At 72.4% G+C, this 22,420-nt stretch carries 13 protein-coding genes and 1 pseudogene; 9 read left to right on the top strand and 5 right to left on the bottom strand.

The features are described from left to right. The 3 genes and pseudogenes from H4F99_RS14275 to recC form a co-directional block, all read right to left on the bottom strand. Positions 1-270 (bottom strand): annotated as a pseudogene (locus H4F99_RS14275) (exodeoxyribonuclease V subunit alpha); the annotation flags it as partial. Continuing rightward, complete coding sequence (locus tag H4F99_RS14270) at positions 267-3,977, bottom strand: UvrD-helicase domain-containing protein (RefSeq protein WP_182670634.1); 3,711 nt, start codon at positions 3,975-3,977, stop codon at positions 267-269. The gene H4F99_RS14270 and the pseudogene H4F99_RS14275, both read right to left, overlap by 4 nt. Then, positions 3,974-7,345 (bottom strand): exodeoxyribonuclease V subunit gamma, encoded by a 3,372-nt coding sequence (recC, locus tag H4F99_RS14265; protein ID WP_182670633.1) that lies wholly within the window; start codon positions 7,343-7,345, stop codon positions 3,974-3,976. Before recC ends, H4F99_RS14270 begins: the two co-directional genes overlap by 4 nt. Positions 7,346-7,487: 142 nt before the next feature. Between recC and H4F99_RS14260 the strand changes: the two genes are divergently transcribed. Next, complete coding sequence (locus H4F99_RS14260; RefSeq protein WP_182670632.1) at positions 7,488-8,774, top strand: OprO/OprP family phosphate-selective porin; 1,287 nt, start codon at positions 7,488-7,490, stop codon at positions 8,772-8,774. An 18-nt stretch (positions 8,775-8,792) separates the two neighbouring features. Here the strand turns inward: H4F99_RS14260 and H4F99_RS14255 are convergent, their stop codons facing one another. Further along, positions 8,793-9,848: a LysR family transcriptional regulator gene (locus H4F99_RS14255; protein ID WP_182670631.1), complete on the bottom strand. Its 1,056-nt coding sequence runs from the start codon at positions 9,846-9,848 to the stop codon at positions 8,793-8,795. A gap of 125 nt (positions 9,849-9,973) precedes the next feature. Between H4F99_RS14255 and H4F99_RS14250 the strand changes: the two genes are divergently transcribed. The 7 genes from H4F99_RS14250 (at position 9,974) to folE (ending at position 19,852) form a co-directional block, all read left to right on the top strand. Then, positions 9,974-10,231: a DUF2798 domain-containing protein gene (locus H4F99_RS14250; protein WP_182670630.1), complete on the top strand. Its 258-nt coding sequence runs from the start codon at positions 9,974-9,976 to the stop codon at positions 10,229-10,231. Then, positions 10,228-11,157 carry an SDR family NAD(P)-dependent oxidoreductase gene (locus tag H4F99_RS14245; protein WP_182670629.1) on the top strand — a complete coding sequence of 310 codons (930 nt, stop codon included), beginning with the start codon at positions 10,228-10,230 and terminating at the stop codon, positions 11,155-11,157. Before H4F99_RS14250 ends, H4F99_RS14245 begins: the two co-directional genes overlap by 4 nt. Further along, positions 11,154-12,389, top strand: a complete 1,236-nt coding sequence (locus tag H4F99_RS14240; protein ID WP_182670628.1) for an efflux RND transporter periplasmic adaptor subunit — start codon at positions 11,154-11,156, stop codon at positions 12,387-12,389. Before H4F99_RS14245 ends, H4F99_RS14240 begins: the two co-directional genes overlap by 4 nt. 180 nt (positions 12,390-12,569) lie before the next feature. After that, a complete protein-coding gene (locus H4F99_RS14235; protein WP_182670627.1) occupies positions 12,570-15,743 on the top strand; it encodes an efflux RND transporter permease subunit in 3,174 nt (1,057 codons plus the stop codon). Then, entirely contained in the window at positions 15,736-17,205 is a 1,470-nt protein-coding gene (locus H4F99_RS14230) for an efflux transporter outer membrane subunit (protein WP_182670626.1), read from the top strand. The genes H4F99_RS14235 and H4F99_RS14230 overlap by 8 nt, the downstream gene beginning before the upstream one ends. Before the next feature lie 68 nt (positions 17,206-17,273). Next, positions 17,274-18,971 (top strand): sensor domain-containing diguanylate cyclase, encoded by a 1,698-nt coding sequence (locus H4F99_RS14225; RefSeq protein ID WP_182670625.1) that lies wholly within the window; start codon positions 17,274-17,276, stop codon positions 18,969-18,971. A 290-nt stretch (positions 18,972-19,261) separates the two neighbouring features. After that, on the top strand, positions 19,262-19,852 hold the full coding sequence (folE, locus tag H4F99_RS14220; RefSeq protein WP_182670624.1) for a GTP cyclohydrolase I FolE: 591 nt from the start codon (positions 19,262-19,264) through the stop codon (positions 19,850-19,852). A 12-nt stretch (positions 19,853-19,864) separates the two neighbouring features. Here the strand turns inward: folE and H4F99_RS14215 are convergent, their stop codons facing one another. Next, the gene (locus H4F99_RS14215) at positions 19,865-21,049 is read right to left on the bottom strand and encodes an aminotransferase class V-fold PLP-dependent enzyme (protein ID WP_246372246.1); all 1,185 of its coding nucleotides are present in this window, start codon (positions 21,047-21,049) and stop codon (positions 19,865-19,867) included. Between the two features lie 78 nt (positions 21,050-21,127). On the opposite strand from H4F99_RS14215, the gene egtB reads away from it, so the two are divergent. Further along, positions 21,128-22,420 carry an ergothioneine biosynthesis protein EgtB gene (egtB, locus tag H4F99_RS14210; RefSeq protein WP_425488032.1) on the top strand — a complete coding sequence of 431 codons (1,293 nt, stop codon included), beginning with the start codon at positions 21,128-21,130 and terminating at the stop codon, positions 22,418-22,420.

Raw genomic sequence — 22,420 nt, 5'->3', positions numbered from 1 at the left:
GGGCCCGGCGGGGACGGCGACGCGCCGGGCCGCGGCCAGCGCCTGGGCCCAGGCCGCCGGATCGGGCCAGGGCAGGGGCGCTTCGACCAGCCGCTCCGGGCGGGCGGGATCGAAGGCGGCATGGCCGTCGTGGACCGCGAGCGAGGCCAGCGCGGCGGCGGCGAGCACGTCGTCAGCGGTCGCGGGGTCGAGCCGGCGCAGGCTGCGCGCCAGCGCGTCGTCGATCGGGCGCACGGCCTGGGCCTCGCGCAGCGCCTGCCACAGGCTCATGCCGCCGCCTCCCCGGGGCGCGCGGCGAACAGGGCGTCGAGCGCATCCACCAGCGCCGGCGCGAAGCGCTGGGCGTGGATGCCCGGGGAGTCGACGCGCGCGGCGTCGAGGCCGCGGCAGAACAGGTAGCGGATGCCGCCGAAATCGCGGGCGTAGTCGTAGCCGTCGCCGAGGCGGAAGCGCAGCCAGCGGTGCAGCGCGAGGGTGTAGATCAGCGCCTGCAGGTCGTACTCGCTGTGCGCCATCGCCGCGCCCAGCGTGTCGTCGTCGTAGCGCGGCAGCCGGTTGGACTTGTAGTCGAGCACGTACCAGCGCCCCTCATGGCGGTAGGTCAGGTCGATCAGGCCGGTCATCAGGCCTTCGAGTCGCTGGCGCAGGCCGAAGCCCTGGCGGGCGGCGACCACGCCGTGGGCGTGCAGCAGGTCGAGCAGGGTGTCGACGCGGGTCGGCGCGAGCGCGAACTGGAACTCGATCTCCGGCCGCCGTTCGCCGGGCGGCAGGTCGCACAGGCGCAGGCCTTCGGGCAGGCCGACCGTGAGGGTGTGGCCGGCCAGCACGGTGGTGAAGGCGATGCCCTCGTCCAGTGCGTCGGCGGCATAGCCGTTGCTCTCCAGCGCACGGGCGAGGTGCACGCGCTCGCTTGCGGGGGCGTCGTCGCCGGGCTGCCAGTCGCGCCAGGCGGCGAAGTCGGTGTCCTCCAGCGCCGTGTGCAGGGCGACGCCGAAGCGGGTGCCGGCGAAGCGCGGGTCGAAGGCCGCGTCGTCGGCCTCGGCGGGCAGCGGTTCGTCGTGGCCGCCGGCGGCCGGCAGGGTCGATGCGCTGGCGCGGTCGCCGCCGCCGTCGGCATGCGCGAGCTGGGTGAAGCTGTACACCCACCAGTCGCTGTCGATGCGGCGGTGGGCGATGCGCGCGGCGGGCACCGCGGCGTCGAACTCGGCCGGCAGGCGCGGCAGGCGGTCGGGCGGGGCCTCGCCGTCGACCACGATACCGGGCCGCGCGGCCAGCGCGGGCAGGTCGCCGAGCATCGCGGCGGCGGCGCTCTTGTCGTGCTTGCACAGCGGGCCGGCGGCCAGCCACAGCGCATGTTCGGCGCGGGTCAGGCCGACGTAGAGCAGGCGTTCGTCTTCGGCGCGTTCGTCCTGCTTCCACGCTTCTTTCGCCTCGTCCCAGCCGGCCTCGGGCAGGTCGAGTTTCCAGTGCAGGCGGCGGCCGTCGTCCGCGTCGTGGGCGACGCAGTGGCGGGCCGGCGACTTCGCATCGCGGCCGATGCCGACGAAGGGCAGGTAGACCAGCGGGTATTCCAGGCCCTTGCTCTTGTGCAGGGTGACGATCTGCACGCGGCGGGCGTCGGACTCCAGCCGCAGCAGCTGGGTTTCGTCGTCGGCATCGGCGCGGGCGATGCGGCGGCCGAAGGCCTCGACCAGGCCGTGCAGGCCGAGCGCGCGCGCCTGCATCTCCTGCAGGGCCTCGGCGAGCTGCAGGTAGTTGCTCAGCCGGCGCTCGCCGTCGGTCAGGCCCAGCAGGCGTTCGCCCTGGGACGCGCACAGGGCGCCGACCAGGGCCAGCGGGCCGCCGCGCAGCAGCCGTTCGCGCCAGCCGTGGACCTGGTGCTGGGCGTCGCGGACGGCGTCGGGCGCGTGTTCGAGGCGGTCGATGCCGGCGGCGTCGACACCGACCAGCACGGTGGCCATCGCGGTGCGCAGGCGGCCCTCGTCGCCGGCGTGCAGCAGGGCCAGCAGCAGGGCGTGCAGTTCGCGGGCCTCGGCGGTGGCGTACAGGCTCTGCTTGCCGGCGGCGACCGCGGCGATGCCGGCCTCCGCCAGCGCGCGCTGGATGCGGGTCGCCTCGGCATGGCTGCGCACCAGCACGGCGATGTCGCCGGGGCGCACCGGTTCGCCGTCGATCCGGGCGGTACCGGCGCGGCCCTCGGTCAGCACCGCATGGATGGCGGCGACGCAGGCCCGGGTCGCCATGACGCGGGAGCCCTCGGCGCTCCAGGCCTTCGGCTTGCCTTTCGCGTCCTGCTCGCCGGTGGGCGGCGCCTGCCAGACCGTCAGCGCGGGGGCGGCGGTGCCGCTGCGCAGGAAGTCGCCGTCCCCGCGGGTGCCGCCGGGGGTGATCGGGTGGAAGGCGATGCGCGGGTCGACGAAGGGCGGCGACTTCGCCTGCTTGCGCTCGAACGCCTCGCCTGCCGTGCGATACAGCGCGTCGATGGCGGCCAGCACCGATGGCCGCGAGCGGAAGTTGCGCGACAGCAGCGGCGCCCGCTCCGCCTCCCCGGCGGCGTGGAGGTAGGTGTGCACGTCGCCACCGCGGAAGCGGTAGATCGCCTGCTTGGGATCGCCGATCAGGGCGAGAAAGCGCGCTTGCGAACCCCGGGTTCGCGCGCTTCCGGGCGCCGTCGGGCCAGGCCCGGCGGCCGGGTGTCGAGGATCGCGACCCCCGTTGCCGGCGTCCATGCCGAACACGCGGTCGAAGATCCGCCACTGGCGGGCGTCGGTGTCCTGGAACTCGTCGACCAGGGCGACCGCGTACTGCGCGCGCAGGGCGTCGGCGAGGCGTTCGCCCCCGGGCCCGTCGAGCGCGTCGACGACGCCGTCGATCAGGTCGTCATGGGTCTGCACGCGGCGCTGCCGTTTCAGTGTCGCCAGCCGCGCATGGGCATCGGCGCGCAGGCGGTGCAGCAGGGTGGCGCGGCGGCGGTCGGACACGCGGGCGAGGGCCGCCAGCGCGTCGAGCCAGTCGGCGATGGCGGCGCTCAGTTCCGGCGATGCGGGCGTCTTGCGGTCCTTCCTCGTGCCCTTGGCCAGTTCGTCGGCTGTCAGTTTGGCGAGCTTGGCGTGCGGCGTGGGGTGCGCGGCGGGATTGGCGGCGAAGCCCCGCATCCAATCGCGCAGGGCGGCGAGCCAGTCCGGTGTGTAGATGTTGCGCTTCAACACCTCGCCGTCGATGGCCGCCACGAGCGTGTCGATGAAGGCATCGCCGTGCGCCTGCCAGGCCGCGGCCAGGGCCTGCCCGGTGTCCGCGAGGCGGCCGTGCAGGCGGGCGAGCTCGTCGCCGTCGACCGGCATCGCCGGCGGCAGCAGCACCGGGTCGCGCAGGAGGTCCTTGAGGTCGGCGGCCAGCGCGTCGGGGCCCGTCTTCCACAGGGCGGCGAGGTCGTCGGCGCTGTCGGCATCGACCGCATGCGTACGCCACAGGTCGGCCGCCAGCGCTTCGCGCAGGGCGCGGTCGTTGCCGAGCAGCTCCGGGGGTTCGAAGCCCTGGCCGCTCTCCAGCGCATGCTCGCGCAACACGCGCGCGCAGAAGCCGTGGATGGTGAAGATCGCGGCGAGGTCGATCTCCAGCACGGCCTGGCGCAGGCGGTGGCGCAGGGCCCGCGGGGCCTCGCCGCTGCGCGCGAGGTGCCCGTCGAGCAGCTGCCGGGTCAGTGCGGCGACCGGATCCCCGGCGTCGGGCGCGGCGGTGTCGACCAGGTCCAGCGTGAGCTGCAGGCGCTCGCGGATGCGCCGGCGCAGCTCCTGGGTGGCCGCTTCGGTGAAGGTGACGGCGAGGACCTGGCCGACACGCAGGCCGCGCTCGACCACCAGCCGGGTGACCAGGGTGGCCAGGGTGTGGGTCTTGCCGGTGCCGGCCGAGGCCTCGACCAGGTGGACGCCGTCGAGCGGCAGCGCGAGCCAGGGATCGACGGTGGCGGGCGCGCTCATGCCGCGTCCTCCGCGTCTTCGTCGACGTCGGGCAGGTCGAGGGCGTCGTCGTCGCGGGGTTCCTTCGTGCGCCCGGTGACCGCGCCGAAGACCGTGCGCGAGATGCGGACGAATTCGCGCAGCGTGTCGATGTCGGCGAACGGATCGCGGCCACGCAGGGCCAGCCGCAGCGCGTCGTCGTCGCCTTCGGCCCACTGCCCGTGGCCGCCGCGCCAGCGCTTCGCCGCTTCGGCGATGCCGCGCTTTGGATCGTCCTCGTTGAAGAAGGCCCAGCCGCTGTAGGGCGCGAACGGCAGCGGGCGCTGCAGGCCCTCGCGGCGCAGGGCGAGCAGCGTGCGCAGGGCGTCGGTGGCGCGCGCGCGGCCCAGCGGTGCGCGGACATGCGGGCCGATGCCGGTGTCGTCTTCGTGGAACTCGACGAAGGGCAGGTCGAGCCCGCTGGCTTCGGCCAGCAGCCCGTCCAGGCCATTGCGGAGGGTCGAAGGGCCGCTGGGCTTTCCGAAGCGCAGGCGGGCGAGGCCGCGCGGCCAGGCCCCTTCCAGCCGGCCATGCAGGCGCAGGCCGTCGATCTCGACGTCGCAGGCGATCGAGGTGGCTTCGGCATTGGCCTCGGCATCGCCTCGCCACTCGCCGAAGCGCTGGACATAGGGGCGGACCTCGGCGTCGACCTCGGCCAGTGCGCGCCGGCCCGGTGGGCCCGAGGGCAGCAGGCCGCGGGCGCGCAGGCCGGCCTGCAGCGCGGCGTCGTCCTCGCCGGCGAGCAGGCCCTTGAACACCGCCTTCTGCAGCTGCATCCGCTCGAGGCCGCGCGCCGGCGCCTGCAGCGGCTCGGTGTCGTTGCCGGCGTCGCCGGCGTCGGGCAGGCGCAGGCCGAGGCGCTGGCGCAGGAACCGCTCGGCCGGCCGGGTGAGGAATCGGCGCAGCTCATCGATCGGGAGTTCTTCCTCGATTTCGTGCGGGGGCGCGAGTCCGGCCGCGGGCGGCATCCACGGCGCCAGCGGCGCGCGGCGGCCGGACAGGCGGCCGGCGGCCGGGTGCCAGGCGGCGCGGTAGCTGAAGCGACGGGGGTCGGCGGCCTCGCCTGCGTCGGCGGCGCCGAACGCGCCCGGCGAGAACGGTTGCAGGGCGTGTTGCAGCACCAGCGCGCGGCGGGCAGCGTCTGCGTCGACATGGTAGTCGGCCGCCGTCGTCAGCAGTTCGTTGACCAGGGCCGAGGGCTCGCGCGCGCTGCCGTCGCGCGGATCGGCGCCGAGCCAGCTCAGGTAGAACACGTCCTGCGCGGCGGCGAACAGCTGCAGGAACAGGAAGCGGTCGTCCTCGCGGGTCGAACGGTCGCCGCGGCGACGGTGCCCGGTGCCGAGTTCGGCGGTCAGGCGGTTGAGGCCCGCAGCGGGGTCGCGGCGCGGGAAGTCGCCGTCGTTCATGCCCAGCAGGCAGATCACCCGGAACGGCAGCAGGCGCATCGGCACCATGCGCGCGAAACTGACGCCGCCGGTGAGCAGGGGGGCGCGGGTGTCGGCCTCGCCCAGCGCGGAGGCGAAATGCGCGCGCACGGTTTCCGCGGGCACGTCGGCATCGAAGCTGAGTCGCCGGGCATCGTGGGCGAAGGCATTGATGAGGCTGCGCAGGCGGTCCAGTGCACGCTGGCCGCTGGGCGTCGACGGTGGGCGCGGCAGCAGGGCGTCGAGCAGGCCGAGCAGGCGCTCGCGCCAACGGTCAGGCGGCATGGCCTCGCCGAGCAGGCGTTCATGGCGGGCGAGCACGCGCAGCAGGCGCAGCAGCGCATCGAGGGCATCGAGCGCGCCGCCTTCCAGCTCAGGCCAGGGCGCCAGCGCGCCGCTCTCGCCCTCGAGGAGGCCGTCGCAGCCGCTCGCGTGGCCGAGCAGCAGGCGGTCGAGGGCGAACTGCCAGGTGTAGGCGTCGTCGGCGGGCGCGTCGTGGCGATGGCGATGCGCGGCATCCAGGCCCCAGCGCGCGCCGGCCGCCCGCAGCCACCCGTGCAGGCGTTCGAAGGCCTCGGCATCGAGGCCTGCGGCCTGTGCCAGCGGCGGGCTGGCGAGCAGGTCGAGCACCTCCTCGAGACCGAAACGCGAGACCGGCAGGCCGAGCAGGCGCAGGAACACCTCGGCCAGCGGTTCGCCCGCCAGCGGGCTGGCATCGGCCATCGCGTAGGGGATAGGACACTCGCCGCCGTCGCCGCCGAATACCGCATCGAGGTAGGGCACGTAGGGGTCGATGTCGGGCGCGAGCACGGCGATATCGCGCGGCTGCAGCGGCGGATTGAAGCGCGTGTCCTCGAGCAGGTCGCGCAGGCGGTCGTGCAGCACCTGCAGTTCGCGCAGCCGGGTGTGGCAGGCGTGGAACTGCAGGCTGGGGTCGCTCGTGTCGACGCTGTCGCGGTCCGGCGCGACCGGTGCGGGCCGACGGTGGAACAGGTCGGCCTGCATGCGCTGCAGCAGGCCACCGCCCTCGGCCGGCGGGACGCTGGCATCGATCTCGCCCGACGGGTGCACGACCTCGTAGCTGCCGAGCAGGGCGATGAAGTCACTGCCGGCGCGGCCCCAGTCGCGCAGCAGCGGGTTTTCGTCGTCCGCGAATTCGAAGCGCTCGCCTGCGCGTTCGCGCGCGCCCATTGCGTGCAGGTCGCCCCAGTACGCACGGGTCGGTGTCGGCAGGTAGAAGTGCAGGGTGCCGACGCGTGCCTGGGTGGCCATCACCCGCAGCACGTCCGGCGAGACATTGAGGGTGGCGAAGGCGAACAGCCGGGCCGGCAGGCCCCGCGGCAACGCATCGACGCCGTCGAAGCGGGCCAGGTAGTCCTGGATGCGGCGGGCCCGGTGCGGACGGCCGCGCGCCACCGCGCGCCACAGGATCGCCTGCGGGTCGTCGGCGTCGGCGCCGCCTTCCCAGCGCAGCAGCCAGTCACGGCGCCAGGCCTGGTACTTGGCGAACACGCCGGCCAGTTCGCCGGCCAGTGTCCAGGGGCGCGACCCGTCGCCGGCGGCTAGGTGGGCGGCCATCGCCGCCATCGCCGGCCGCGCCATCAGGGCGTCGTCGCGCAGCGCGCCGTACAGCGCCCACTGCAGGCCGGCGGCATCGAGGTCCTCATCGGCGGGGCCGAGATTGGCGTCCAGCGCGCGGGCGACGAACTCGCCCGGGGTCAGGAACTCGAGGTTGGCGGCAATGCCGTGTGCCTCGGCCAGGGTGGCCTGGAGCCAGCGGCGCATTGCCACCTGCGGGATCAGGACCGTGTCGGGTGCCAGTGGCGACTGCCCGGGCACCGGTTCGCGCAGGGTGTCGGCCAGCAGCCCGGCCAGCACGTCCAGCGCATTGGAATGGTAGAGGCGGAAATCAGGCGGGCCCGGCATCCCCGCATGATGCCGGACCCGGGTCGCAGGGCGCGAGACGCCCTGCCAGGGCCGCCTGAGCACGTCCACGCGCCGTCGCGTGACAACACCCGGGATCGGCGCCATTCTTGCTCGACACCCATGCCCCCGCAGGTTGGACCCGATGTCGTGGAACGCGAAGCATGCCGCCATCCCGGCGCTGCTGGTCCTGCTGCTGGCCCCGCCGCCGGTGCGCGCACAGTCGCCCGAGAGCGACCTGCCGGACCAGATCGACGAATCCGCGCTGCGCGGGGTCGACGACTATGCGCTCCCCGAGTTGCCCGGGGAGGTGCTCGAGGAAATCCAGGACGACGAGGGCTGGATGACCTGGAAGCCGGGTCTGGTCCTGCTCTACGACTGGAACGCGATCGACCAGGACGATGCCACCGCGGCCGAGGTCGGGGCACAGGGGCATGACGACGAGTGGCGGGCGATCCGCTTCACCAACCGCGGGCGGCTGGGGCATTCGGGCAAGCTCACCTACCTGGTCAGCTTCGAATACAAGGGCTTCAACAAGAATCCCGGCGACCCGGACTGGTCCTGGACCGACATCCAGCTCAAGTACGACTTCGGCGCGGCCGGCAGCCTCATGGTGGGCAAGGTCAAGGAAGTCGCGGTCTACGAGATGGTCGGTGACTCCGCCAACCTGCCGCACCAGGAGCGGGTGCTGAGTCCGTTCTTCCAGTCGCGCTCCCTGGGCATCAACTGGCTGCGGCAATGGGGCGGGGAGCGCGGCACCTTCGAAGTGGGCGTCTACAACGATGCCTGGCTGCAGTCCGGTCACGTCACGCTGGACGAGCGCGGCAACCATGTCGGCGCCCGGCTCACCGGGCTGGCCTGGTGGCGGGACGAGGGCGACCGCTTCCTGCACCTCGGCATCAACGCGCGTCACGTGGAGGACAACGACGGCCTGCTGAACTTCCGCGGCCGGCCGGCCTCGAACGTGCTGCCCAACTACGTGAACACCGGCGACTTCGCGGCCGACAGCGCGGAATTCCTCGGCGTGGAAGCCCTGTGGAACCATGGGCCGGTGTCGATCCTGGGCGAGTGGGTGGTCAACCAGGTGGATGCGCCGGCCTTCGGTGATCCGCGCTTCACCGGCTGGTACGTCACCGGCGCCTGGGTCCTGACCGGGGAGACGCGCCCCTACGACCGCAAGGTCGGCTACGCACGCCGGGTGCTGCCGGACGGGCGCTGGGGCGCGCTGGAGCTGGTGGCCCGGGTCGGCGCCACCGACCTCTCGGACGGCGGCATCGATGGCGGCGCCTTCCGGATCTCGACGTTCGGCCTCAACTGGTGGGCGTCCCGGCGCCTCAAGGCCGGCGTGCAGTGGACCGGCACCGATCTCGACGGTCCAGGCCAGACCGGGACCACCGATGCCATCCAGACCCGCCTGCAATGGGTGTACTGAGGCGGTCGGGTGTCGGGGTCAGGCCGGTGTTTCCTCGCGCGGCCGGGCGGGCGCCTGGCGGCTGGCGCTCGCTGCCGAGGCCTTGTCCAGCTCGGCCCTGACCGCCGCGGCCTGCGCCTTCGCGCCAGCCTCGCAGCTGCGGCGGGCGTTCGGGCACATGTGCGCCATGTAGTCGACGTCCATGTTGACCCGGTCGACGAGGAAGTCGACGAAGGCGCGCACCTTCGGTGACTGGACGTGCCCCCGCGGGAACACCGCGTTGAACTCGTAGTCCGGGCCGCTCCAGCCGGCCAGCACCCGCTTCAGGTAGCCCTGCTCCACGTGCGGCCGGACCATCACGTCCGCGGCCATCATCATCGCCTCGCCGCACAGCAGTGCGCCGCGCAGCGCGGCCGGGTCGTTGGCGACCATGATCGGGTCGATCTCGAATTCCGACAGGCCGTCGCCATCGCCCAGCGTCCACACGTAGCGGTGGGCGTTGCGGCGGTTCTTGGGCATCGCGAGGGTGCGGTGGTGGCGCAGCTCGTCCGGGTGCAGCGGTTCGCCGTGGCGCTCGATGTAGTGCGGGCTGGCGTAGACCTGGGTGCCGAGCACCGCGAGCCGGCGCGCGACCAGGTTGGAGTCGGGCAGGCTGCCGACGCGCAGGGCGACGTCGATCTCCTTGCCCACCAGGTCGACCGTATCGTTGCTGAGGACCATCTCCACGCGGACCTCCGGGTGGCGCGCGTGGAACTCGCCGAGCAGCGGGGCGATCCGGTCGATGCCCATCGAATAGGGCGCGGTGACCCGAAGCCAGCCGCGCGGCCCCGCCTGCAGCTGGCCGACGGCGCTCTCGGCTTCGTCGAGCTCGCGAGCGATCCGCTGGCAGTGCTCGTAGTAGACGTTGCCGGCCTCGGTCAGGCCGAGCTTGCGCGTGGTCCGGTGCAGCAGTTGCGCGCCCAGGCGCTCCTCCAGCTCCTGCACCTTGCGGCTGACGCTGGTCTTGGGCAGGCGCAGCGCGCGGGCGGCACCGATGAAGCTGCCGGCTTCCACCACCTTGACGAAGATGAGGGTGTCGTTGAGATCGCGGGCCATGGGGGAGTCCTTGCGTGGCGAGGGGGTGATTGGGCCGTATGCGGAACAATTATTCCCCGATTCACCGGCTAATCAAGTGCCGTGCGTCGGCGTAGTCTGGCCGCCATTCCCCCAGGAGAACGGCCATGCTGTCCCCCCGCCTGCTCCAGCGCGTGTACTTCCCGATGATGCTGTCCGCCTTGTCGGTCCTCGCTGTCATCGCCGTCATGGTGGTCCGGGAAGGCTTGGTCGCGGGGCGCGTGGAAGCCTGGATGGCGCTCTGGGTGCTGGCCTCCGTGCTCGGCCTGCCGCTGCTGATGCTGGTCGCGCCCGCCCTCGACGGGCTCCGCCGTTTGGCCCGTAGCCGGGACAATGTCCCAGATGCGGGAGGTTCCATCCCGTGAGCGGGACATCGCTCCCGCCGCTGCTGGTCCTCGGCGCCACCGGCGTGGTCGGGCGCGGCGTGGTCCAGGCCGCCCTCGTCCGCGACCGCCCGGTGATCGCCGTGGCCCGTGACGCCGGGGCGCTCGCGGCCCTGCAGGCCGAAGCGCCGGACCGGATCATCGCAGTGGCCGGTTCGGTGGCCGACGACGCCGCCGGTGCCGCCCTCGCCGCGCGGCTGCGCGCGCTGGACCGGCCGCTGGGCGGCGTGGTCGCCTGTGTCTGCGGCCGGGCGGCCGCCGGCGCGGTACTCGACCAGCCGGCCGATGCCTTGCGACGACGCCTGGACGAAGACCTGCTGCCGCACCTCGCCGCGGCACGCCACCTGCTGCCCGTGCTGGCCACGCGCGGCCACAACCGCACCTGGGTGATGGTCGGCGGACCGGGCGACGCCCGCCCCTGGGCCGGCCACGGCCACCGCTCGGTCGGCGCCGCCGCGCTGCGCATGATGGCGCGGGTCCTGCACGACGAAGCGCGTGGCCAGGGCGTGCGGGTGCACCTGCTCAGCGTCGGCGGTGCGGTCTGCGACCGCCCGGCGCTGGCGACGGCCCGCCCCGACCGTCCAAGCGCCATCGCCATTGGCCAGCAGGTCCTCGCCCTGGTCGACCGCGGCCACCACCCGCAATCGCTGCCGCCCGTGATTCCCTTCGATACAGCGGCGCCAGGCGGCTCGACCGCGAGCGGCCACGAGGCCGATCCGTCGACCCTGCCGCCCGTCGAATCCCCACCTGCCCGCCCGTCGCTTTCCCTCAAGTGCGGTGCTGCCACCCCCACGGACCGGGCCGACCTGCTGCCAGAAGGCTGTCAGCAGGCCGCGCGCAGGCTGCTGTGGGGATTGCTGGCACCGCTGCACCCCGCCTCCCCCCAGGACAAGGACCTCCCGTCATGACCCGTCTCCCCTCGCGATCCCTTCCCCAGCCCCGCGCCACCCGCCGCCGGGCACGGGCCGGCGCCGGCCCGTCCCGCCCCGCATGGGGGTTGGCGCTGCTCGCCAGCGCCGTGCTCGCGGGCTGCGGCACCCAGGCCAACCCCTCCGCGGCCATGCCGCCCCCCGAGGTCAGCGTGGCCCGGGTGGTTGAACGCGAAGTGCGCCCGTGGGACGACTTCACCGGCCGCGTGCGCGCGGTCGAGACGGTCGAACTGCGCCCCCGCGTCAGTGGCTATGTCGAGCGCGTCGCCTTCACCGAAGGCGATGTTGTGGCCAAGGGCGACCTGCTGTTCGTGATTGATCCTCGGCACTACCGCGCCGAGCTCGAGCGCGCCCAGGCCGAGTTGGCGCGGGCACGCAGCGAGTCGGACCTGGCCCGCACCCAGCATGCGCGCGCGCAGTCGCTGGTCGAGGCCAAGGCGATCTCGCGCGAGGAGTTCGAGTCACGCCGCGCCGCGCGCTCGCAGGCCGACGCCGCGGTCCGCGCCGCCGACGCCGCGCTCGACCGCGCCCGCCTCGACCTGCAGTTCGCCGAGGTGCGCGCACCGATCAGCGGCCGCATCGGCCAGGCCCGGGTCACCGCCGGCAACCTCGCCCAGGCCGACGCGACGGTGCTGACCACGCTGGTGTCGCTGGACCCGGTGCACGTCTATTTCGAGGCCGACGAACGCACCTGGCAGGGCTATGCCGATGTCCTCGGGCGGCCGGTGAAGGTCGGGCTGTCCGGCGAGGACGGCCATCCGCATGCCGGCACCCTGGACTTCATCGACAACCAGGTCGACGCCGGCACCGGCACCCTGCGTGCCCGCGCGGTGGTCGCCAACCCGGATGGCGCGCTGACCCCCGGCCAGTTCGCCCGCGTGCAGCTGCAGGGCGGCCAGTCGCGCGAGGCGCTCCTGGTCGACCGGCAGGCGGTGCTGACCGACCAGGACCGCAAGTACGTCTACGTGATGGGCGAGGACAGCACCGCGGCGCGGCGCGACATCCAGCTGGGTCGCGACGTGGGCGGGCTGCGCGAGGTGCTCGCCGGCCTGCAGGCGGACGACCGGGTCATCGTGCACGGCCTGCAGAAGGTGTTTTTCCCCGGCATGCCCGTTGCGCCGGTCGAGGTCGAGATGGGTGCGCCGCCGGCCGGACCGCCGGTGGCCAGCGCCGACCCTGCCCACCCGGGCGGTGCAGGCGGCGGCCGATGACGGCGACCTCGTCCGCCTTCATCGGCCACCCCTAGCGGCACCGGCCCCGCCGCGCACGCCCCTCCCCCCGGTGCGCGGCGGGGCCGGCCAGCCCGCGACGGCCCCGATTCGACACATGCGTGCCCGCGCCACCGCGCGGGCCAGGACAGTTGCGGCCGCGCGCCGCGAGGATGCTTCGCCATGGACTTCTCACGCTTCTTCATCGACCGCCCGATCTTCGCCGCGGTGCTGTCGATCATCATCTTCGCGGTCGGCCTGATCGCGATTCCCTCGCTGCCGGTCAGCGAGTACCCGGAGGTGGTACCGCCCTCGGTGGTGGTGCGCACCGTGTACCCCGGCGCCAACCCGAAGGTCATCGCCGAAACCGTCGCGACGCCGCTGGAAGAGGCGATCAACGGCGTCGAGGACATGATGTACATCAAGTCCGTCGCCGGCTCGGACGGCGTGCTGCAGACCACCGTGACCTTCGAGCCGGGCACCGATGCCGACGACGCCACCGTGCGCGTGCAGAACCGGGTGAGCCAGGCGCTCGCGCGCCTGCCCGAGGACGTGCGCCGGCAGGGCGTGACCACGCAGAAACAGTCGCCGACCTTCCTGATGGTCGTGCACCTGACCTCGCCGGACGGCACCTACGACACCCTCTACCTGCGCAACTACGCGCGGCTGCACGTCAAGGACGCACTGGCGCGGATCAGCGGCGTGGGCGACGCGCAGGTCTTCGGTGGCGGCGACTACGCCATGCGCGCGTGGCTGGACCCCGACCGCATCGCCGCGCGCGGCCTGACCGCGGGCGAGGTGCTGGCCGCCATGCGCGAGCAGAACGTGCAGGTGTCGGCGGGCCAGATCGGCGCCGAGCCGATGCCGGACGCGGCCTTCCTGACCCTGATCAACGCGCAGGGCCGGCTCTCCTCGGTGGAGGAATTCGGCGACATCGTGGTCAAGGCCGGCGACGACGGCGAGGTCGTGCGCCTGCGTGACGTGGCGCGGCTCGAGCTGGGCGCGGGCGACTACACCCTGCGCTCGCAGCTCGACGGCCAGGACGCGGTCGGCATCGGCATCTTCCAGGCGCCGGGCGCCAATGCGCTGGACATCCAGGAGACCGTCATCGCGACCATGGAAGAGCTGTCGGGCCAGTTCCCCGAGGGCGTTGCCTACGAGGCGGTCTACGACACGACGATCTTCGTCCGCGATTCGATCAAGTCGGTGGTCAAGACCCTGCTCGAAGCGGTGCTGCTGGTGGTCCTGGTGGTGACCCTGTTCCTGCAGACCTGGCGTGCGTCGATCATCCCGCTGATCGCCGTGCCGGTGTCGGTCGTCGGCACCTTTGCCGCGCTGCAGCTGCTCGGCTACTCGATCAATACCCTGACGCTGTTCGGTCTGGTATTGGCGATCGGCGTCGTCGTCGACGACGCGATCGTGGTCGTCGAGAACGTCGAGCGCAATATCGAAGAAGGGCTGACGCCACTCGCAGCCGCCCACCAGGCAATGAAGGAGGTCTCGGGGCCCATCATCGCGATCGGCCTGGTGTTGTGTGCGGTGTTCGTGCCGATGGCGTTCCTGTCCGGCGTGACCGGGCAGTTCTACCGCCAGTTCGCGGTGACCATCGCGATCTCCACGGTGATCTCGACGGTCAATTCGCTGACCCTGTCGCCGGCGCTGGCGGCCATGCTGCTCAAGCCGCATGACGCACCGAAGGACCGGCTCACGGTGTGGATCGACCGCCTGTTCGGCTGGATCTTCCGTCCCTTCAACCGCTTCTTCGGCCGCAGCTCCGAGCGTTACCAGGGCGCGGTCAAGCGCTCGCTGGGTGGGCGCGGGACGGTGTTCCTGGTCTACGCAGTGCTGCTGGCCGCGACCGGCCTGATGTTCAAGCTGGTGCCGCCAGGCTTCATCCCGGTGCAGGACAAGCTCTACCTGATGGCCGGCGTGAAGCTGCCCGAGGGCGCGTCGCTGGACCGCACCGACGCCATGCTGCGCAAGGTCGCCGATATCGCAATGGAGACCGAGGGCGTCGACCACACGATCGCCTTCCCCGGCCTCAACGCCCTGCAGTTCACCAACACGCCCAACACCGGCGTGGTGTTCCTGCCGCTGGCGCCGTTCGGCGAGCGCACGCGCACCGCCGCGGAGATCAATGCCGAAATCAACCAGAAGGTGGGCGCGCTGCAGGAGGGCTTCGCGTTCTCCTTCATGCCGCCGCCGATCCTGGGTCTCGGCAACGGCTCGGGCTACTCGATGTTCATCCAGGACCGCGCCGGACTCGGCTATGGCGAGCTGCAGAACGCCGTGAACGGCATGCAGGGCGCGATCTCGCAGACGCCGGGCATGGGCTTCCCGATCACCAGCTACCAGGCCAACGTGCCACAGCTGGATGCGATCGTCGACCGCACCAAGGCCAAGGCCCAGGGCGTGCCGCTGAGCGGTCTGTTCGAGACCCTGCAGGTCTACCTCGGTTCGGCCTACGTCAACGACTTCAACCAGTTCGGCCGCACCTGGCAGGTGATCGCCCAGGCCGACGCGCCGTTCCGCGACAGCGTCGACGACATCGCCAACCTGCGCACGCGCAACGTGCACGGCGAGATGGTGCCGATCGGCTCGATGGTCGAGGTGCGCGAAAGCTACGGCCCCGACCCGGTCCTGCGCTACAACGGCTACCCGGCCGCGGACCTGGCGGGCGAGTCCGATCCGCGCGTGCTGTCGTCGGCCCAGGCGATGGCATCGCTGGAAGCGATGGCGGGGCAGGTGCTGCCGCCGGGCATGGCGATCGAATGGGCCGACCTGAGTTACCAGCAGGCGACCCAGGGCAATGCCGCGCTGATCGTGTTCCCGCTGGCGGTGCTGCTGGTGTTCCTGGTGCTGGCGGCGCTGTACGAGAGCTGGACCCTGCCGCTGGCGGTGATCCTGATCGTGCCGATGTGCGTGCTGTCCGCCCTGCTGGGCGTGTGGCTGGCCGGTGGCGACAATAACATCTTCGTCCAGGTGGGTCTGGTGGTGCTGATCGCGCTGGCCTGCAAGAACGCGATCCTGATCGTCGAATTCGCACGCGAGCTCGAAATGCAGGGCCGCACCCCGGTCGAGGCCGCGCTGGAGGCCTGCCGCCTGCGCCTGCGCCCGATCATCATGACCTCGATCACCTTCACTGCCGCCGTGGTGCCGCTGGTGCTGGGCAGTGGCGCCGGCTTCGAGGTGCGCAACGCACTCGGCGTCGCCGTGTTCGCCGGCATGCTCGGCGTGACCCTGTTCGGCCTGTTCCTGACGCCGGTCTTCTATGTCGCCCTGCGCACCTGGGCGCTGCGGCGCGAGGCACGACGGCCTGCCGTCGCCCTTCCCGATGCGGAGAACCTCCATGCCTGAGTCCCTCCCACGGCGCGCGGGACGCGTCGTCCTCCTTGCAGCCATGGCCGCTGCAATCGCCGCGTGCATGGTGGGGCCGGACCACGTGCGTCCGGCCATGCCGGTGCCGCCCTCGTTCGGCGAGCTGCCCGCGAATGCGACCGCGGCGCGCCCCACGCCGGATGCCAACGCCCGCTTCTGGGAGTCCTTCGACGATCCGCTGCTGGTGCGCCTGGTCGAGGACGCCCTGGTCGCCAACCATGACCTGCGCATCGCGCTCGCCCGCCTGGACCAGGTGGACGCCCTGCTGCGCGGTCGCCGTTTCGAGCTCGCCCCGATCGTGACCGCCACCGGCCAGGCCGGCGAATCGCGTTCGAGCGCCGACCAGATGCCTGGCGTCGACCGCGACGCCCGCGATGTCGACAGCCTTGAAATCGCGGCCGTCGCGAGCTGGGAGCTGGACCTGTTCGGTCGCGTTCGCCGCGGCATCGAGGCCGGTGGGGCCGACGCGGTTGCCGCCGAGGCCGACCTGGCCGCGTTGCAGGTCGCGGTGGTGGCCGAGGTGGTCGGCGGCTACGTCGAACTGCGTGGCGTGCAGGAACGGCTGCAGGTCGCCCGCGGGAACGCGGACAACCAGCGCGAGACCCTGCGCCTGGTCGAAGCGCGGCTGGATGCCGGGCGCGGCACGGGCTTCGACAGTGCACGGGCCCGCGCGCAGCTCGAGGGCACCCTGTCCCGGGTGCCGGCGCTGGAAGCGGCGGAAGCGGTGCAGATGCATCGCCTCTCGGTGCTGACCGGGCAGGCCCCCGGCGCATTGCGCGCCGTGCTCTCGCCCCACGCGCCGCTGCCGGCGTTGCCGCCCGCCTTCGACCCCGGCACGCCCGGCGAGCTGCTGCGTCGCCGCCCCGACGTTCGCGCCGCCGAGGCCCGCCTCCACGCGGCGACCGCGCGCGTCGGCGTGGCGACCGCCGACCTGTTCCCGCGCTTCACCCTGGGCGGCCTGATCGGCAGCCAGGCCATCGACAGCGGCGCGTTGTTCGGGCGCGACAGCGAGACCCGCCTGGTCGCGCTGGGCATCGACTGGTCCTTCCTCGACGTCGGCCGCGTGCGGGCGAGGATCGCCGCCGCGGAGTCCGGGGCGGAGGGTGAGCTCGCCGCCTACCAGCAGACGGTGTTGCGCGCGCTGGAGGACACCGAGAACGCCCTGGTGCGATACGCGCGTGTCCGCGAGGAAGACGCCCACCTGGCGCGGGCCGCCGCCGACAGCCGCGAGGCCGCGCGACTGGCACGCGTGCGGTTCGAGGCCGGTGCCGCCGACCTGTTCGAGGTCCTCGATGCCGAGCGCACGCGCCTGCTGGCCGAAGAAGCCTTGGCCGGCGTGCGCACCCGCAGCGTCACGGGCGCGGTCGGCGTGTACCGGGCGCTGGCCGGAGGCTGGCCCTCGGTGTCGCCGGCACGCGAGGCCGTGGCCGGCCGCCGCTGACCGGTCCCGGCTACCGCGCGGTATCGGTGCCCGCGTAGACTCGTGCCCTTCGGAAGGAGGCACGTCGAATGCGGATCGCCCTGGCGCTGCTGCTGGTCGTCCTGGCCGCTGCCTGGCCCGGTGTGGGCGGGGCGCAGGCACTCAAGGTCGAGTTGCTGCACACCGAACAGGACATCGCCACGCCACCGGCGGTCGCGCCGGTGCAACGCCGGCTCGTGGCCGAACATCCCGGTGACACCGTGCGGCTGTCCCTGCCGCGGCGCCGTGCCGGCTACTGGCTGCGACTGACCACGGACGTGCGGGTGGCCGCCGACCAGCCGCTCGTCCTGGTGCTCGATGGCGGCAGCGCACTGGGCCCGGTGACCTTCCACCCGCCGGGCGCACCCGCGGTCCGCGTGAACCAGGGCCTCGAGGCGGAAAGCCACCTGTTGCGCCGCGGCTGGGACCTGCCACTGCCACAGGGCTGGCCCGCGGCCAGCGTCGCCTACCTGCGGGTCAACGGCTCGTCCAGCCAACCGCTGGTGCTCGGGCTGCACCCGCGCGACGAGGTGATCCTCTCCGAACGGCGCGAGGCCCGCCTCTCGAGCGCCATCTTCACCACGCTGATGCTGATGGCGATCTTCATGGTCGGGCTGTGGGTGGCTTTCCGCGACCTGCTGTACCTGAGCTACGCCGCGTACCTGGTCGCCATCGCCACCTACGCCATGCTGCTGTCGGGGGACGCGGGCGAGGTCCCGGTGCTGGCGTGGATCGATGCCAGCGGTGCACTGGGCCGCTATGCGCTCGCCACCCTCGCGGTCGCCCTGCAGCTGATCTTCACCATCCGCTTCCTTGAACTCGACCGCCTGATGCCGCGCCGCGCACGGATCCTGCATGTCGCGGTGTGGCTGCATTTCGTGCTGCTGGCGATCCTGCTCGTCGGTCGCGAGCGCGTCTACGGCTGGTTCTACCTGGCGTCCAACCTGCTGCTGGTGCTCGTGTTGCCGATCGCCGTGGTCTTCGCGATCCAGGCGTGGCAGCGGCGCGCCTCGCTGGCGGCCTACTTCCTGGTGGGCTGGACGCCGCTGCTGCTGGTGGTCGTGATGATGCTGCTGCACCAGTTCGGCGCGATGGACCTTCCGTGGGCGCAGCGCCTGCTTCCGCTCGCCGCGGTGCTGCAGTCGGCGGTGCTCGCGCTGGCGCTGAGCCAGCATGCCGCCAACCGCCATCGCATCACGCTGCTGGCCCGGCAGTCGGCGGAACGCGACCCGCTGACCGGCGCGCTCAACCGCCATGCGGTGACCGAGATGATGGAAGCCTGGAGCCGGATCGGCCACCTCGGGGCCAGTGAATACGGGATCCTGCTGATCGACCTCGATGACTTCTCCGAGGTCAACCAGAAGCATGGCTACGTGGTCGGCGATACCGTCATGCAGCAGGTCCTGGCACGCATCCGGGGTCTGGTGCGGCCCGACGACACTGTCGCCCGCATGGAGTCGGACATGTTCGCGGTGGTCAGCGAGTGCCATCGAGACGATTGCGAACTGCTGGCGCACCGGCTGGTAGACGGCTTCCAGCGGCGCGATTTCGCGGTGGACGGCCACGCCATCACGGTGACGGTCAGCATCGGCCTGGCGATGTCGCAACGCGGCGAGGGCGTGGACGGGCTGCTGGCGCGCGCGGAGGCGGCGATGGAGAGTGCGCGCATTGCCGGCCACAGCAGCGTGGGGATTGCGGCGGAAACGCCGGGCCGCCGTCGCCGACCGGTCGAGCCCGCGGAGGCATGAGTGGCGCGCACCGGAACCGTGGCTGAACACCCGGCCGTGAATGTGCGCCGTTTCATTGCGGGCCGTCCCCCCGGCACGTAGGTTCCGTTGCAGCACGTCCACGAACGCGTGCGCGTAGAACACACGTAGTCCCATTGCCGGGGCCGCCTTGCGGCTCCGCTTTTCTTTGCACGTGGTGCGTGCCTTGCGATCGGGTGGGACCGCGCCGGTGCGCGCGGGAATCCCCCGCCGTTTCCGCCCCGCGAGGCCCGTGGAGTAGCATGCTCCTCCATCCATTGGATCCCCACGTCATGGCCGACACCCCCGAACCGACCCGCGAGGAAGCCGAGGCGGCCGTCCGGACGCTGTTGCGCTGGGCTGGCGACGACCCGGCCCGCGAAGGCCTGCTCGATACGCCCAAGCGCGTGGCCAAGGCCTATCGCGACTGGTTCAGCGGCTACTCCGTCGATCCTGCCGACTACCTCAAGCGGACCTTCGAGGAAGTCGAGGGCTACGACGAGATGATCGTGCTGCGCGACATCGAGTTCGAAAGCCACTGCGAGCACCACATGGCACCGATCATCGGCAAGGCGCACGTGGGCTACCTGCCGGATGGCAAGGTGGTCGGCATCAGCAAGCTCGCGCGCGTGGTCGAGACCTTCGCCCGCCGCCTGCAGGTCCAGGAGAAGATGACCGCGCAGATCGCCCAGGTCATCCAGGACGTGTTGCAGCCGCGCGGCGTCGGCGTGGTGGTGGTCGGCGCGCATGAGTGCATGACCACCCGCGGCGTGCACAAGCGCGGCGTCAGCATGGTGACGTCGACCATGCTGGGCAGCTTCCGCGAGGACGCCCGCACCCGTGCCGAGTTCCTGCGTTTCATCGAGACCAGCGCCGGCCGCTGACCGGCCCGGCCGTCAACGGGCCGAGGCAGCGGCCCGCGCCAGCCCGTGCATGTCCGCCACGGTCACCTGCAGGTAGGGGGCGATCCGCAACACGCCGTGGCGCTGCGTGAACACCGCGCCCCGCTGCGATAACGCAGCGGCGACCGCATCGAGCCTGTCGCGGGGAGGACGCAGGCCGAGGACGTGCGGTGCGTGGCCCGGCGTGCTCCAGTCGCCGGCGCCGCCTGCGTGGAGGGCGGCATCGAAGGCCCCGGTCCGTCGCGCCAGCGCCTGGTGCACCGCGTCGACGCCCCAGGCCTTGAGCTGGCCCAGCGCAGCTTCCGCCATCGCCAGCAGCTGCCCGTGCGCCACTGCACCGGCATCGAAACGCCGTGCGCCATCCCGGAATGGAGGCAGTTGCAGCGGCGACGCCATCGCCGCGTCATGGTCGCGGGCGAACCAGTGCTGCTCGAGCGGCTCGCCGTGCCGGCGCCAATGCGGCGCCACCCACAGCCACGCCAGCCCATACCCGCCCAGCAGCCACTTGTGCCCCACCGATGCGACGAACTGGGGTTGCCAGCGATCGATGTCGACGCGCAGCACGCCCAGGCTCTGGCTGAGGTCCAGCACCAGTGCGATCCCGCGGGCCCGGCAACGCCCCGCGATGGCGTCCATGTCCAGCAGCGCGCCGTCGTGCCAGTGCGCGTGTGGCAGCGCCGCGATGCGCACCGAGGGGTTCGCCTCGAGCGCATCGAGCACGGCGCCGGTCCAATCCTGTCCGACACGGCGGACCGCGCGCACGACCCGCGCCCCCACCTGCGCACAGCGGTGCTGCCATGGCAGCAGGTTGGACGGGAACTGCGCGTCGAGCACCAGCACCGATTCGCCGCGCTCCAGCGGCAGGTTGCGGGCCGCCAGCGACATCGCGTGTCCCACCGAGTGCAGCATCGCGACGCCCTCCGGGTCGCCGTCGAACAGGTCGGCGGCAAGGGCGCGCACACGCTCGATGCTCGCCAGCCACGCGTCGTTGCCGGCGCGCCAGGGCATGCGTCCGGCGTCCACGGCGGCGAGCGCCGCGGCATGCACCGAGCGGAGCCGTGGACCATGCGCGGCGCAGTCCAGGCACTTCACGTCCGCCGGGGTGGCGAACATCGCCGCGAGGGCGTCGTCGTCCAGGTCCGCGGTCGGGCGGCGGTCGGGTCCAGTCAGGGCATCCATGGCGTCCATACTGACAGCGTTGCGTCAGCAAGGTGATGGCGCCATGCACGATCCGTCACGAGTGCTGCGCTAGGCTCGATGGCCATGAGCGCGCCCGCTGCCTCCCTGACGGCCCTGTCTTTCGACACCAGCGCCGACCTCCGCGAACGCTTCGGGCGCATCCGCGCGCGCACCGCCCGCCTGGCCGCACCGTTGTCGGCCGAGGACGCCATGGTGCAGAGCATGCCGGACGCGAGTCCGGCCAAGTGGCACCTCGCCCATACCACCTGGTTCTTCGAGCGCTTCGTGCTCGCGCGGGATCCGGCCTACCGGCCCGTGGATGCCGCATGGGACTACCTGTTCAACAGCTACTACAACAGCGTGGGCCCGATGCATGAGCGCCCACGCCGGGGACTCCTGACGCGCCCCTCGCTGGACGAGGTCAAGGCGTACCGCGACACCATCGACGCGCGCGTCGATGACGCCTTCGACGCGGGACGCATCGACGACGAAGCCGCGCGCATCCTCCTGCTCGGCACGCACCACGAGCAGCAGCACCAGGAACTGCTGCTGACCGACATCAAGCATGCGCTGTGGTGCAACCCGCTGCGCCCGGCCTATCGTGACGACCTGCCGTCCAGCACCGGGGCGGGCAGCCCCCTGGCGTGGTGCCCGTGCGACGAGGCCATCGTCACCGTGGGTGCCGCCGCATGGCCCGCGGGATCCGGGTTCGCGTATGACAACGAATCGCCGCCGCACCGCGTGCTCGTGCCGGCGCACGCGCTGGCGTCCAGGCCGATCAGCAACGGCGAGTACCGGGCGTTCATCGATGAAGGTGGCTATCGCGACCCGGCCCTGTGGATGAGCGCCGGGTGGACGGTCGTGCAGGAGGCCGGCTGGAACCGTCCGCTGTACTGGGACGAAGGGCTGGACGCTGCCTTCACCCTCGGTGGCATGCGCGATATCGATCCCCATGCCCCGGTCTGCCACCTGAGCTGGTTCGAAGCCGATGCCTTCGCGCGTTGGGCCGGCGCCCGCCTGCCGACCGAGTTCGAGTGGGAGCAGGCGGCACGGACGCAGCCGGTTGCCGGCCACTTCGCCGACGACGATGGCCTGCATCCGCGCGCCGCACCGCCGTCGCCCGGACAGCCGGCGCAACTGTTCGGCGATGTATGGGAGTGGACCTCCAGCGGCTACGGCCCCTATCCCGGGTTTGCGCCCTGGCAGGGGTCGCTCGGGGAATACAACGGCAAGTTCATGTGCGGGCAGTGGGTGCTGCGGGGCGGGAGTTGCGCCACGCCGCGCGATCATGTCCGGCCCACCTACCGCAATTTCTTCCAGTCGCCGGACCGTTGGCAGTTCTCCGGCCTGCGCCTGGCCCGGGACGCCTGA

It is taken from the genome of Marilutibacter penaei (assembly GCF_014145395.1).
GTDB classification, from domain to species: Bacteria; Pseudomonadota; Gammaproteobacteria; order Xanthomonadales; family Xanthomonadaceae; genus Marilutibacter; species Marilutibacter penaei.
Note: the sequence above shows the minus strand (reverse complement) of the source record. Positions and strands in the feature narration are given on the sequence as shown.